This is a genomic window from Dokdonella ginsengisoli (assembly GCF_042652785.1).
Lineage (GTDB): Bacteria > Pseudomonadota > Gammaproteobacteria > Xanthomonadales > Rhodanobacteraceae > Dokdonella_A > Dokdonella_A ginsengisoli.
The window spans coordinates 1-13987 of record NZ_JBHSHD010000016.1; the positions used below are offsets into that span (position 1 = coordinate 1).

11 protein-coding genes are annotated in these 13987 nt (G+C 71.1%); 2 read left to right on the forward strand and 9 right to left on the reverse strand.

Annotated features, from left to right (window positions below):
* Positions 1–319: exodeoxyribonuclease VII large subunit (locus tag ACFO6Q_RS17840; RefSeq protein ID WP_380022477.1), on the forward strand; the 319-nt coding region annotated here is incomplete at its 5' end.
* Positions 320–350: 31 nt separating this feature from the next.
* Here ACFO6Q_RS17840 and ACFO6Q_RS17845 read toward each other — a convergent pair.
* The 9 genes from ACFO6Q_RS17845 to ACFO6Q_RS17885 form a co-directional block, all read right to left on the reverse strand.
* Positions 351–809 carry a DUF1249 domain-containing protein gene (locus ACFO6Q_RS17845; protein WP_380022478.1) on the reverse strand — a complete coding sequence of 153 codons (459 nt, stop codon included), beginning with the start codon at positions 807–809 and terminating at the stop codon, positions 351–353.
* A 135-nt stretch (positions 810–944) separates the two neighbouring features.
* Positions 945–1760: a posphoenolpyruvate synthetase regulatory kinase/phosphorylase PpsR gene (gene ppsR / locus ACFO6Q_RS17850; protein WP_380022479.1), complete on the reverse strand. Its 816-nt coding sequence runs from the start codon at positions 1758–1760 to the stop codon at positions 945–947.
* A 96-nt stretch (positions 1761–1856) separates the two neighbouring features.
* Positions 1857–2192, reverse strand: coding sequence for an ArsR/SmtB family transcription factor (locus ACFO6Q_RS17855; RefSeq protein ID WP_380022480.1), 336 nt, complete (start codon positions 2190–2192; stop codon positions 1857–1859).
* Positions 2189–3055, reverse strand: a complete 867-nt coding sequence (locus ACFO6Q_RS17860; RefSeq protein WP_380022481.1) for an MBL fold metallo-hydrolase — start codon at positions 3053–3055, stop codon at positions 2189–2191. The genes ACFO6Q_RS17855 and ACFO6Q_RS17860 overlap by 4 nt, the downstream gene beginning before the upstream one ends.
* A 13-nt stretch (positions 3056–3068) precedes the next feature.
* Positions 3069–3485, reverse strand: a complete 417-nt coding sequence (locus ACFO6Q_RS17865; RefSeq protein ID WP_380022482.1) for a DUF6691 family protein — start codon at positions 3483–3485, stop codon at positions 3069–3071.
* Complete coding sequence (locus ACFO6Q_RS17870) at positions 3482–3928, reverse strand: YeeE/YedE family protein (protein WP_380022483.1); 447 nt, start codon at positions 3926–3928, stop codon at positions 3482–3484. The genes ACFO6Q_RS17865 and ACFO6Q_RS17870 overlap by 4 nt, the downstream gene beginning before the upstream one ends.
* A 178-nt stretch (positions 3929–4106) precedes the next feature.
* The gene (locus tag ACFO6Q_RS17875) at positions 4107–6683 is read right to left on the reverse strand and encodes an LVIVD repeat-containing protein (RefSeq protein ID WP_380022484.1); all 2577 of its coding nucleotides are present in this window, start codon (positions 6681–6683) and stop codon (positions 4107–4109) included.
* A gap of 131 nt (positions 6684–6814) precedes the next feature.
* Entirely contained in the window at positions 6815–8872 is a 2058-nt protein-coding gene (locus tag ACFO6Q_RS17880) for an LVIVD repeat-containing protein (RefSeq protein WP_380022485.1), read from the reverse strand.
* 169 nt (positions 8873–9041) lie between these two features.
* The gene (locus ACFO6Q_RS17885; protein WP_380022486.1) at positions 9042–11417 is read right to left on the reverse strand and encodes a winged helix-turn-helix domain-containing protein; all 2376 of its coding nucleotides are present in this window, start codon (positions 11415–11417) and stop codon (positions 9042–9044) included.
* Positions 11418–11534: 117 nt separating this feature from the next.
* Between ACFO6Q_RS17885 and ppsA the strand changes: the two genes are divergently transcribed.
* A complete protein-coding gene (ppsA, locus tag ACFO6Q_RS17890; RefSeq protein ID WP_380022487.1) occupies positions 11535–13907 on the forward strand; it encodes a phosphoenolpyruvate synthase in 2373 nt (790 codons plus the stop codon).
* Positions 13908–13987: the final 80 nt, after the last annotated feature.

The following is a 13987-nucleotide window of genomic DNA, read 5'->3' on the forward strand; positions in this document are numbered from 1 at the left end:
TGCGCAGCTGCGTGCGCGCCTGCTCGCGCAGCATCCGTCGATGCGGCTCGCGCGCGACGCGCAGACCGTGCGCCGCTGCGCCGAGCGCCTGCGCGCCGGCACCCTGCGCGGCCTCGAACGCCGGCGCGCGCGCCTGGGCGAGCTCGCGCGCACCCTGCACGCGGTCAGCCCGCTGGCGACGCTGGAACGCGGCTACGCGATCCTGCTCGAACGCGACTCGGGCCGCGTGGTGCGCTCGGTCGAACAGGTGCAGGCCGAGGCCGAGCTGCGCGCACGACTCGCCGACGGCGAGATCGCGCTGCGCGTCGTGGATTCCTGATTCCGGGGGTTTCGTTCGCCGGCGGCGCGGCTCAGCCGCGCTCGAGCGTGCCGATCGAATGTCCCTGCTCGGCGAGATACTCGAGCCAGCGGTTGAGGAACGAACTCATGCGCACGCGCTGCTGGAACACGTCGCGCGCCGGCAGCAGCGGGCCGATCGCGTGCACGAGGCGGCGGTCGGCGCGGCAGTCGAGCACCTCGGCCATGTGCGCGTCGTGGTACATGCGCAGCTGCGCCGACGGCGCGGACTCCCCGGTCTGGCTGTCGACGAATTCGTACGTCAAGCGCAGGTCCAGCGTGTAGCGGTGGCGCTCGAGCACGTCCAGGCGCAGGTCGAGCCCGTCGTCGAGCGAGGAGCGGTAGCGGCCCAGCGCCAGCGCCTGCGGCGCGAACAGCCGCGCCAGGCGGTGGTAGTTCTCGGCGTACAGGCCCATCAGCCACGAAAAGCGGCTGGGCAGCAGCGACGACGGACGTTCGAGGACGGCGGACATGGCGGGGATCATAGGCAGGGGACGTTGCAGCGAACAGTCTTATGCAGACGCCGCGCGGCCGGTTAAGATGGGGCTCCCCACCGTCCGCACAAGCACCCTTCCCCGCGGACCACGACCGCGACGCGCCGCGCGCGGTCAGAACATGTGCTTTTCGATGCCGAGCTGGGACAGGATCTTGCTCGCGATTTCCTCGATCGAGGTGTGCGTGGTGTTCTGCACCGGAATGTTCTCGCGGCGGAACAGCTTGTCGGCCTGGTCGAGCTCGAACCGGCACTGCTCGATCTTCGCGTAGCGGCTGCCCGGGCGGCGCGCCTCGCGCACCTGCGCGAGGCGCTGCGGATCGATCGACAGGCCGTACAGGCGCGAGCGGTGCGGCAGCAGGCGCTTGGGAATCTCAAGGCGCTCGAGATCCTCCTCGGTCAGCGGATAGTTCGCCGCCTTCACGCCGTAGTGCAGCGCCATGTACAGGCAGGTCGGCGTCTTGCCCACGCGCGACACGCCGACCAGGATCACGTCGGCGTCGGAGTAATTCACGTCGATGCCGTCGTCGTGCGTCAGCGCGTAGTTGGTGGCGTTGATGCGCGCTTCGTACTCGGTGAAGTCGGTCAGGCCGTGCGCCTTGCCCACGCGCGGCGAGCGCGGCGTGCCGAGCTCGTTCTCCAGCGGCGAGATGAACGGCGCGAACACGTCGAGCATCAGCGCGCCGCTCTCGGCGACGATGTCGCTCAGGCGCTTGTCCATGATCGTGTTGACGACGATCGGCCGCGCGCCGCTCTGCGCGTAGGTCGTCTTGATGCGCACGGCCGCCGCGCGCGCCTTTTCGTCGCTGTCGACGAACGGGATGCGGAAGGTGTCGAAATCGATCGAATCGAACTGCGTCAGCACGCTGTGGCCGATCGTCTCGGCGGTGATGCCGGTGCCGTCGGAGACGTAGAAGATCGTGCGGCGCATGGATTTCCCTGGCGATGGTCGGACGACGGCGACGCAGCCGTCGGGACGCCAAGCATGCCCGAACGCGCGGCCGAGGTCGAAGCGTCGCTGCGCGGCTCAGCCGCGGCCGCAGAACAGGTCGAACAGCGTGCCCATCAGCCGGCGCACGCGCTCGTCGACGATCGCGTAGCGGATCGACTGCCCTTCGCGGCGCCCGGCCACCACGCCGTCCCGCCGCAGCAGCGACAGATGCTGCGAGACGACGCTCTGCGCCAGCCCCAGCGCGGCGGCCAGTTCGTTCACCGAGCGTTCGCCGTCGAGCAGCTGGCAGAGCAGCATCAGGCGGTTCGGGCTGCCGACCGCCTTGAGCACGGCGATCGCTTCGCCCGCGTGCCGGCGCAGGCTCGCCGGCGACGGCGCGGCGCGTCGGCGCGGCGCGCTCGCGCGTTTCACAGCGCGTCGACGGGCAGCTTGAGGTAGCTCAGCCCGTTCGCCTCCGCCGGCGGAAAAACGCCGCCGCGCATGTTGACCTGCACGGACGGCAGCAGCAGGCGCGGCATCGCCAGGGTCGCGTCGCGCGCCGTGCGCATGCGCACGAACTCGTCCTCGCCGATGCCGTCACGCACGTGCACGTTGGCGCGGCGCTCGGCGCCGATCGTCGTCTCGCAGACGTAGTCGTCGCGGCCGGGCGCCTTGTAGTCGTGGCAGAGGAACACGCGTGTCGCGTCGGGCAGCTCGAACAGGCGCCGGATCGAGCGATAGAGCCGGCGCGCGTCGCCGCCGGGAAAGTCGCAGCGCGCGGTGCCGTAGTCGGGCATGAACAGCGTGTCGCCGACGAAGGCCGCATCGCCGATCACGTGGGTCATGCAGGCCGGCGTGTGCCCGGGCGTGTGCAGGGCCACCGCCTCGATGCCGCCGATGCGGTAGGTCTCGCCGTCCTCGAACAGGTGGTCGAACTGGCTGCCGTCGCGGAGGAACGCGGCGCCCTCGTTGAACAGGCGGCCGAACGTCTCCTGCACCTCGCGCACGCCGGCGCCGATCGCGGTGCGGCCGCCGAGCCGGGGCTGCAGATAGGCCGCCGCGGAGAGGTGGTCGGCGTGCACGTGGGTGTCGAGGATCCATTCGACCTCGAACCCGCCCGCACGCACGAACTCGACCAGCGCGTCCGCCGAGGCGGTGGCGGTGCGGCCGGAGGCCTGATCGAAATCCAGCACGCTGTCGACGATCGCGGCCTTGCGCGTGGCCGGATCGTGCACGACGTAGCTGTAGGTGTACGTCGCCTCGTCGAAGAACGCCTTCACTTCGGGACTGGCCATCGCTTCCTCGTCTTCAGCTTCGCCGGGCAGGCAGGCGCGACGCCAGCCAGGAGCCGAGCGCCATCGTTCCCGCCAGCACCAGCACCGACGGTTCGCCGCCGCCGATCGACACCAGCGCAGGGCCCGGACAATAGCCGGCGACGCCCCAGCCGATGCCGAACAGCGCGGCGCCGAGCACGAGGCGGCGGTCGGCGGATTTCGCCGCCGGCAGGTGGAACGAGGAATCCAGCCACGGTCCGTTTCGCCGCAGCAGCAGGCGATAGCCCAGCGCGGTCGTCGCGACGGCCGCGGCCATCACGAACAGCAGGCGCGGATTCCAGGCGCCGAAAAGGTCGAGAAATCCGAGCACGACCGCGGGCTGCGTCATGCCGCCGAGGATCAGGCCGAAGCCGAACAGCAGGCCCGCGAGCAAGGCGACGGCTTCCTTCACGACACCCATCCCGCGAGCAGGTGCCGGAGCACGAACACCGTGGCGATGCCCGATGCCATGAACACCGCCGTCGCCAGCAGCGAGCGCCGCGACAGCCGGGCGATGCCGCAGACGCCGTGACCGCTGGTGCAGCCGCCGCCCAGACGCGTCCCGAAGCCGACCAGCAGGCCGGCCACGGCCATCCACGGCCACGACACCGCGGCGGCGCCGATGCCCGTTTCGCCGCGCAGCAGCAGCGCCGGCAGCGGAGCGGCCACCAGTCCGGTGACGAAGGCGAGCCGCCAGCCGCGGTCACCGCGGGACGCACCGGTCAGCAAGCTTCCGGCGATGCCACTGATGCCGGCGATGCGGCCCAGGCCCGCCATCAGCAGCACGGCCGACGCTCCGATCGCCGCTCCGCCGAGCAAAGAAAGAATCCAGTCCGCAGACACGGCTGCCTTCATTCGTATATTCGATGAAACGAATATATCTCCGCCCGCACGCAAGGCGTCAAGCACTCCGTGCCGCCGGCGCCTGCGGCACTTGCGCGCACGGGCGTGGCACGCGATCGGTTATCGCATGCCACGCCCGCCTTTCCGTATCGCCATCGCCGCAGCCCCGCAGCGGGACTGCGGCGTGCGCTCATCGCGCGACCGGCGTCAGCGTCAGGTCGTCGACCAGCACGCGCGGCGCGCTCGGCTGGCCGTCGTAGGTCGCGTACAGCTTGAGCTGGTCGAACTCCACGCCGGCGATCGAGAAGACCGCCGCGGTGACGTTGTCGCGGCCGCCGCCGTTGGCGATCGTGAGCTGGTCGCCGCCGACCAGGCTGCCGTTGCGGTAGGCGTCCAGGTGCAGCTGGATGCCGCCCCAGGGACCGTTCTCGTAGTAGGCCAGGTCGACCGAGACCGCGCTGGCCGGCTGGTCCAGATCCATCGTCATGCGCACCAGTGCGCCGATCGAGAAGTTCTCGCCGGGGATGTAGGTGGTGCCGAAGGTCAGCGCGTTCGGCGCGCTGCCGAAGTCCGGGAAGTCGCCGTGCAGCAGGCCGACGTTCTCGACGATCAACTCGCTGCCGACGTCCTCGGGCACGAAGGTGCTGCCGTCGGGGAACACGCCGCCGATGCCGTTGACGTCGTGGTAGTTCACGCCGTCGTAGGCGTAGCTCTCGCCGAGGAAGCCCTCGTCGAGGTCGTCGTAGGTGCTCACGTGCGGCTCCTGCGCGGCGCCGTCGAAGCCGTCGGCGAAGATGGCGTCCTCCTCCGGCTCGCCCGCCTCGGCGGTGCCGAACACGTGCATGCCGGTGCGGTAGGCGAAGGCGAACAGGCGGCCGTCGTCGGTCGCACGCAGTCGGCGCGGCTGGATGTAGGCCATCGTGGTGGTCTGACCGAGCTGCACCGGCGCCGACGGCACGGTGACGTCGAATTCGCGCAGGCCCTGCGCGTCGGCGAACCAGGCGCGGTCGCCGTGGACGGCGACGGTCGGCCGTGCGGTCCAGTAGTCGATCGCGTAGCCGCCCACGCGTACCGGCGCGGCCGGCTGGCTGAGGTCGAGCAGCTGCATGCCGGTGCCGCAGGCGACCGCGGCCAGCGTGCCGTCGGCGTTCAGCTCGATGTCGCTGGCGACCATGCCGAGCGTGTCGGCGCAGCCTTCGCTCCACAGCCCCACTTCGGCCGGCGCGTCCGGATCGCTGACGTCGAACACGTGCACGCCGGACAGCTCGTCGGCCGCGTAGACGTAGTGGCCGTGCACCTGCAGGCGGTTGATGGTGGTGACGGGGAGCGCGCCGCGCGCGACGGGATGGGCCGGGTCGGAGACGTCGACGACCTGCATCACGCCGCCGTTGGTGGCGGTGCCCAGATAGGCGAAGTCGCCGCTGGCGGCGACCGCCGACGGGAAGCCGTACGGCAGGCGGCCGAGCTCGGCCGGCTGCGTCGGATTGGACAGGTCGGCCACGACCAGGCCGTAGCCCCAGGCGACGAGGTAGGCGCGGTTGCCGTCGACCGCGAACTGCTCGAAGTCGCGCTGGTTCAGCGCCTCGGGCAGGTCCGCGTCGAAGCGGGCGAGCGGCGCCAGCGTGACGCGATCGGCGATGCCCAGGCCGTAGTTCTCCTGCAGGATGACCGCCTTGTCGCCGAGGATGGCGACGTCGTTGGCGACCGAACCGCCGACCGGCGCGACCGTGCTGAGCGCGACGGGCGCGAGCGGATCGGACACGTCGATGCGCGTGAAGCGGTCGGTGCTGGTGAGCAGCAGCGCGCCCTGCTCCAGCGCGGTGACCGAGTCGGCGCCGAGCGTGGGCAAGGTCGAATGGCCGACAGTGACCGGCGCGCTGCGGTCGGCAATGTCGTGGATGTCGATGCCGGCGAAGCCGAGGCTGTAGGCGTGGTCGCCGGAGACGAAGCCGTCGGTGGCCGGATCGGTGTCGATCACGCCGAGCGGCACCGTGGTGGCCGGGTCGGACACGTCGAACAGGCTCAGCTTGAGCCCGTAGGCGGCGGCCAGCGGCACCTGGATGCGGCTGCGGAACAGCTCCAGCGAGTCGCCGCCGCCGCAGCCCGCGTCGGCGAACACCGGCGCGCCGGGCGAGCTGACGTCGAGCACGACGCAGGCGTGCAGCGGTTCGGCCGAATTGGTCGTGCCGCTGGCGAAGATGCGGTCGCCGGCGACGACGCTGCGCTCGTAGGGAACCGGCGTACGCAGCAGGCGCGTGAAGGTCGGATGCAGCGGATCGGGCGCGAGATCGCCGTAGTAGATGCCGTTCTCGTTGTCGAACAGGTACAGGTAGCCGTTGGCCGCGGCCAGCGTCCACAGCGACTTGTAGCTCGGCGCCGCGTAGTCGCTGAACTGGTTCACCAGCGCCGGGTGGCGCGGATCGCGCAGCGAGTACACGGCGACGCCGCCACTGTCGTCACCGGCCTGCCAGCTCGCGTAGAGGTAGTCGCCCCAGCGCGTCAGGCCGCGGATCATGCCGTCCGTCGGCGCGTCGCCGGTGGCGGCCACCTGGCGCGGCGCGGCGGGATCGGAATAGTCCCAGGTGCTGACGATGCGCCCGCTCGGGATGTAGACCAGATCGCCCGCGATCACCGGGTCGACCACGTTGCCGCCGGCGACCAGGGTCAGCGGCAGCGGATCGGAGCCGCGCGAGGCGGCATGAGCGGGCGGCGCGAGGGCCGCGACGGCGCCGGCGACGGCCAGCGCGAGCAGGTTGAGCGATTTCAAGGCGACGAATCCTCCGGGTGCGTACGGCATCGGCCTCGTCAGGAGGCCGACCCGCCCGGACTCTGCCGCGAACCCGCCGCGAATGCATTCGCGAACGATTCGGCGGCGATGCGCCGGCGATTGAGCGGCGCCTAAGGCGTTGATCCGCCGTCGAAACCGTCGCGGAAGATCGCCTCGTCGACGGGACCGAACTGGTGCATGCCCATCAGGTCCTCGAACGCGAACACGCGGCCGTCGTCGAGCGCGCGCAGGCGCGTCGCCGGCATCAGGCCGGTCTCGTGGACCTTCAGCAGGCGCGGATGGGCCGGATCGCCGACGTCCAGTTCGTGCACGCCGTTGTAGTCGGAGAACCAGGCACGGTCGCCGCGCGTGGCGACCGCGCGGCCGGACCACAGGAACTCGATAGCGGGCGGCGCGTACTCGCCCAGCAGGGTCGGCTGCGCCGGATTGCCGATGTCGAGGATGTGCAGCCGGTCGTGGCAGGCGACGTAGGCGCGCGCGCCGTCGGCGGCGAGCTCGACGTCGAGCACCGGGTGGCTGGCGAACCCCTCGGCGCCGGGGCAGCCCTGGTACAACGCGATCTCGACCGGTGCATCCGGATCGCCGACGTCGAAGACGCGCAGGCCCGAAGTGCTGCTGTAGATGTCGTCGTCGGCGCCGTAGGCGTAGCGGCCGTGCACCTGCAGGCGGTCGATCCTGGGCACCGGCACGTCGCCGCGCAGGACCAGGTTGGAAGGATCGGAAGCGTCGATGATCTTCAGCCAGTTGTTCGAGTAGCCGCCGCGGCCGAGATAGAGGAAACCGTCCTGCTCGGCGATCCACATCCACGCGCCCTCGGCGATGAAGATCGGCGTGCGCGCCAGTTCCACCGGCCGCAGAGGATCGGACAGATCGACGACGTGAAGGCCGGTGTACGGCGAAGGCAGGTAAGCCACGTCGCCGGCGACGGCGAAGTCGGCGACGTCGTTGAGGGTGTGCCTGGTCTGCGGGATGTCGAAGCGCGCCTGCGGCGTCAGGTCGGTGGCGTCGGCGATGCCCAGGCCATAGGTGCCCTGCAGCAGCACCGCCTTGCCGCGCGCCATGGCGATGTTCCGGGCGAACGAGCCGCCGGGCTGCCACGCTTCGCTGGCCACGCGCGGGGCAGTCGGCGCGGTGACGTCCAGGCGCACGAGGCGGTCGGCGCCGTCGAGCACCAGCGCGCCCTGCGCGTAGGGCGTCACCGAGGTGCCGGCGAACAGATCCGGCGTGCCGGGCAGCTGGATCGGCGCATGCGCGGCCAGTACCGGGTTCGCGCGGTCGCTGAAGTCGACGACGTCGATGCCGTCGTGGCCGAGCGCGTAGACGTAGTCGCCGGACAGGAAGCCGTCGACCGCGCTGACGTCCTCGAGACTGCCAGCGACGACCATCGCGTCCGGATCGGCGACGTCGAACAGCGTGACGTTGTCCATGCCGAACGACAGCGCGTACGGCGGCTGCACGCGGCTGCGTGCGTGCATGGGACGCTCGCCGCTGCCGCAGTCCGCGCCGGCCGCCGGAGCGGCGGGCTCGGCCACGTCGTAGCTGGTGCAGAAGTGCCACTGCACGTCGAGCAGGCCGCTGAAGCCGCTGGCGTAGAGGCGGCTGCCGTGCGCGACGGCGCCTTCGTAGTAGATCGGCCCGGCGAACGGCAGCTCGTGGTGCCGCATCGCCGGATGCAGCGGATCGGCCGTCAGGTCGCCGTAGAACAGGCCGTTCTCGCGATCGAACGCGTACAGATAGCCGTTGGCGGCGCTGATCGCCCACAGGTTCTTCAGCGTGAACGCCGGGTAGTCGTCAAACTGGCTGACCAGCACGGGGCTGGCCGGATCGGCCAGCGAGTACACCGCGATGCCGGAATTGTCCAAGCCGGAGTACCAGCTGGCGTACAGATGGTCGCCCCAGCGCGCCAGCCCGGAGATCACGCCCTGCGCCGGCTGCGCGCCGGTGGTGGCGAGCAGCCGCGGCGCGGCGGGATCGGCGTAGTTCCAGGTGCTGACGATGCGTCCGCCCGGCACGTAGACGTAGTCGCCGGAGACGACCGGATCGCGCAGCTGTCCGCCGAGCGCGCGCTGGAAGGACAAGGGCTGCGCCGACGGCGCCTGCGGATTCGCCGGCGCGGCGCCGGCCGCGTGACAGCAGGCGCCGAGCGCGAGAGCGAGCGGAATTCTCATGGAACGGGGCTCCGGAAAGCGCCGGCAGCGGCGCGCCGGCACTCTGGCGCCGGCCGCGCTGCGGCAGCATGTACGGCCCGTGTGGCGGCGATTCGCCGGCGATGCGGAAAACCTTTGATCGCCGCCGTTTCCGATTCGTGGAAACTGAATTCCCGGATCTTTCAGCGGGTTACTTCGCGGCCATACCCGATTCGCGCAGCTCCGGCACGATGCGCTCGCGCGCCAGCACGGAGGCGTGCTCGTAGGCGCGCTGCCAGTCGTCGGTGCGGCCGAGCGCGCGCAGCAGCTGCGCCTCGGTCCAGGCGGCACGGAAATCGACCGGCGCCCAGGCCGCGATGGTGCCGACCAGCGCGGCGGCGCGATCGAGCTGGTCGGCCGCGATCAGCGCCGGCACCGCGATGGCGGCCACCTCGACGCGGTCTTCCGGCACGCCCAGGCGCTCGGCGCGCTGGCTGGCGTCGGCGAACCTGCCCAGCGCGACGTCGCGGCGGCCTTCCGCCCAGGCCTGTTCCGCCTCGGCCAGCAGCGCCTGCAGTTCGCGCCATTCGCTGGCGGGCCGCGATTCGACCCAGGCGCGCAGCGCCGCCGTCTCCCTGCCCGCTTCGTCCAGATGGCCGCTGCGGCGCAGCGCACGCGCGCGCAGTTGCCAGGCCAGCAGATAGGTGTCGGCTTCGTCGCTGCGCAGCGCCGGCGTCAGCGCCGACTGCGCCAGCTCGGCGGCCTGCGCGGCATTGCCGCGCTCGAACGCGACGCGCGCCGAGAGCATGTGCGCAATCGTCCGCGTGGCGGCGTCCTGCGACGGCGAGGCATCGCGCTCGATGCGCGCGAGCAGGTCCGCCGCCTCGCCCAGGCGCCCCTCGACGATGCACACGTGCGCGCGGGCCAGCACCAGCTGCCAGCGCAGGCGCTCGTTGCCGGTGTGCGTCTCCGGCGGCCAGTTCTCGTCGCTGAGCGCGCGCGCGGCGGCGTAGTCGAGCAGCTGCAGCTGCACGCCGATCATCGCGAAGCGCGCGTAGACCGACTCCTCACGCGCGCCGATCTCGCGCAGGCGCGCCTCGGCCTGGCGCAGCATCGGCAGAGCCTGCGCGACGCGATAGCGCTGCGCCACCACCAGGCCGAGATTCATGTCGCTGTGGGCGACGCCGAGCGCGTCGGCGCCGGCGGCGAACTCGACGCGCGCACGGCCGATCTCGGCGGTGGCGCGCTCTAGGTCTTCGTGCTGCGCGGCGACCGCGGCGCGGCCGGTGTACGCGGTGGCGAGGCCGATCGAATCGTGCGCCGGAGCCAGGATGTCGAGCGCCTCGCCGAAGGTCGCATCCGCCTCGGCGAAGCGCCCCAGGCGCAGCTGCGCTCCACCGAGCAGATTGAGGATGCGCCCGTGCAGGGAGACCTCGGCGTCCGCCGGCAGGCGGTCCAGCAGCGCCGTCGCCTGCTGCTGCACGGATTCGTAGCGGCCTTCGCCCATCTCAATCTGCGCCAGCCGCAGCACGACCTCCGGCGACTGGCGCAGGTCCGGTGCGGCCTGCGCGATCAGGCTGCGCGCCAGATCGAACTGGTCGGCGAGGATCGCCGCCTTGGTCCGCTGCAGCAGTTCCTGCAGCGCCAGGGTCGACGGCGCGTCGCGCGCGGCCGGCGGCTGGTAGCCGAGCCGGATCAGCAGCTGGTCGGCGGCGAGCCGGCCGGCGCCGAGCACGTCGGCGGCATCGGCCACGGCCAGGGTCCGTTCGCCGCCGCGGCTGGCGGCCAGAGTGACCTTCCAGCGTCCGTCGCGGAACTCGGCGCTGGGCGAAATCTGCAAGGCATCGGCGAACGCGGCCGGCGGCGCGCCGCCCTGCTTGAGCAGGACCAGCACGCTTTCCGTCGGCGCCGTGGCGAGGCCGCCCAGGCGCAGGCGCCCGGCGACCAGATCCATCAATCCGAACCGCAGCCAGGCCCATTCCGGCGCATCGGGCGTCTGCGCCGGCGTGACGTAGGCACCGACGCGCTCCGCCGCGGCGGGCGCGACGGCCGGTCCGTCCGGCCGCGTCCATTGCCAAAGCGCGGCAGCCGCGACGAGCGCACCGAGCAACAGCACCGCGACGAGCGCGAAGCGCCGCCGGCCGGCGGGACGATCGGGCGGCGGCGCCGCGGCGGGCGCCTCGGCCGGCGGCGCGACACCGATGTTTTCGATCGGCGGATCGGCCGCGGACGGCGCCTCCGGCTCCGCGGAAGCCGGCGGCGCGCCCTCCTCGACCTGCGTCTCCGCCGTCCAGCGGTAGCCGAAACGCGGCACCGTGCGGATCGAGGACTGCTCGCCGCCGGACTCGCCCAGCGCACGCCGGATGCGCAGGACGGTCTGCGCCAGCAGGGTGTCGGCGACGTCGGTACGGCCCCAGACCGCGGCGATCAGCTCGTCGCGGCCGACCGCGCGCTCGCGGTGCTCGATCAGGTAGGCCAGGCAGTCCAGCGAGCTGACCGGCAGCACGACCAGCTCGCCGGCGCGGCGCAGTTCGCGCGCCGCGGGGTCGAGGCAGAAGTCGTGGAACAGGTAGCGCCGCGCGGTCATCCGGGCAGGATAGCAGCCGCGCCGGGCCGGCTTGCTTGCCCGCGCGCGCGCGAAGCCCGAAAATTGGCGGCTCGCGCGGCGCTGCCGCGCTCCTCTCTCGTTTTCCCGGAGCATCCCTTGAGCGACCTCGTCCTTTGGCTCGACAACCTGCGCATGTCCGATCTCGGCAAGGTCGGCGGCAAGAACGCCTCGCTCGGCGAGATGATCGGCAATCTCGCCCAGCTCGGCGTCTCGGTGCCCGGCGGCTTCGCCACCACCGCACAGGCGTTCCAGGACTATCTGGAAAAGAGCGGCTTGGCCGCGCGCATCCAGGAGCGCCTGTCCACGCTCGACGTCGAGAACGTCGACGCACTGACCGCCGCCGGCACGCAGATCCGCGGCTGGATCGTCGACACCGCCCTGCCCGCCGAACTCGATGCGGCGATCCGCACCGCCTACGCCAAGCTGTGCAAGGACGGCGGCGCCGACGACCTCGCCGTGGCGGTGCGTTCCTCGGCCACCGCCGAAGACCTGCCCGACGCCTCGTTCGCCGGCCAGCAGGAGACCTTCCTCAACGTCACCGGCATCGAGGACGTGCTGCACAAGGTCAAGGAAGTGTTCGCCTCGCTCTACAACGACCGCGCAATCGCCTACCGCGTGCACCACGGCTTCAAGCACGAGGACGTGTTCCTCTCCGCCGGCGTGCAGCTGATGGTGCGCTCGGACGTCGGCGCCTCCGGCGTGCTGTTCACGCTCGACACCGAATCGGGCTTCCGCGACGCGGTGTTCGTCACCGGCAGCTACGGCCTGGGCGAAATGGTCGTGCAGGGCGCGGTCAATCCGGACGAGTTCTACGTCTACAAGCCCACGCTGCAAGCCGGCAAGCCGGCCATCCTGCGCCGCCAGATCGGCGCCAAGCAGCAGCGCATGGTGTATTCCTCCACGCCCGGCGAGCGCGTGCGTATCGAGGACACGCCGGCCGCCGACCGCGCGAAGTTCTGCCTCTCCGACGCCGACGTGCACGAGCTGGCCAAGCAGGCGCTGGTCATCGAGAAGCACTACGGCCGCCCGATGGACGTGGAATGGGCGAAGGACGGCATCACCGGCAAGCTCTACATCGTGCAGGCGCGCCCGGAGACGGTGAAGTCGCGCGCGCGCGCCACGCAGATCGAGCGCTTCCAGCTGAAGGCGCGCGGCGAAGTGCTCGCCGAGGGCCGCTCGATCGGCCAGAAGATCGGCTCCGGCAAGGCACGCGTGATCCGTTCGATCAAGGACATGAACCGCGTCGAGCCGGGCGACGTGCTGGTCGCCGACATGACCGACCCGGACTGGGAACCGGTGATGAAGCGCGCCGCGGCGATCGTGACCAACCGCGGCGGCCGTACCTGCCACGCGGCGATCATCGCGCGCGAGCTGGGCGTGCCGGCGATCGTCGGCACCGGCAACGCGCTGGACGCGATCCCCGACGGCACCGAGGTGACGATCTCCTGCGCCGAGGGCGACACCGGCTTCGTCTACGCGGGCCTGCTCGAATTCGAACGCGTCACCGCCGATCTCGACGCGATGCCGCCGGCGCCGCTGAAGATCATGATGAACGTGGCCAATCCCGAGCGCGCATTCGACTTCGCCATGCTGCCCAACGCCGGCGTCGGCCTGGCGCGCCTGGAGATGATCATCGCCAGCCACATCGCGGTGCATCCGAAGGCGCTGCTCGAATATGACAAGCAGGACGCCGAGACGCGCCGCCAGATCGACGAGCGCATCGCCGGCTACGCCAGCCCGGTCGATTTCTACGTCGACCGCCTCGCCGAAGGCATCGCCACGATCACTGCGGCGTTCGCGCCCAATCCGGTCATCGTGCGCCTGTCGGATTTCAAGTCCAACGAATACGCCAACCTGATCGGCGGCAAGCGCTACGAGCCGCACGAGGAGAACCCGATGATCGGCTTCCGCGGCGCCAGCCGCTACGTCGATCCGAGCTTCGAGCCCGCCTTCGCGCTGGAATGCCGCGCGATGAAGAAGGTGCGCGAGACGATGGGCCTGACCAACGCCTGGGTCATGATCCCGTTCGTGCGCACGCTGGAGGAAGGCCGCAAGGTGGTCGAGGTGCTGAAGAAGCACGGCCTCGAGCAGGGCAAGGACGGGCTGAAGATCATCATGATGTGCGAGGTGCCGTCGAACGCGCTGCTGGCCGACGAGTTCCTCGACATCTTCGACGGCTACTCGATCGGCTCCAACGACCTGACCCAGCTCACGCTCGGCCTGGATCGCGACTCCTCGATCGTCGCCAACCTGTTCGACGAGCGCAATCCGGCGGTCAAGAAGATGCTGGCGATGGCGATCTCCACCGCCAAGAAGAAGGGCAAGTACGTCGGCATCTGCGGCCAGGGCCCCAGCGACCACCCGGACCTGGCCGAATGGCTGATGGACCAGGGCATCGAATCGGTGTCGCTGAACCCGGACACCGTGGTCGACACCTGGCTGGCGCTGGCGAAGAAGAAGGCCGGCTGATCGCGTCGCGCGCCGGCGCCGCACTTCGCGGCGCCGGCACGCTGTTATGCTGCCGCGATCGTGGCAGCCATCGGTCCGTA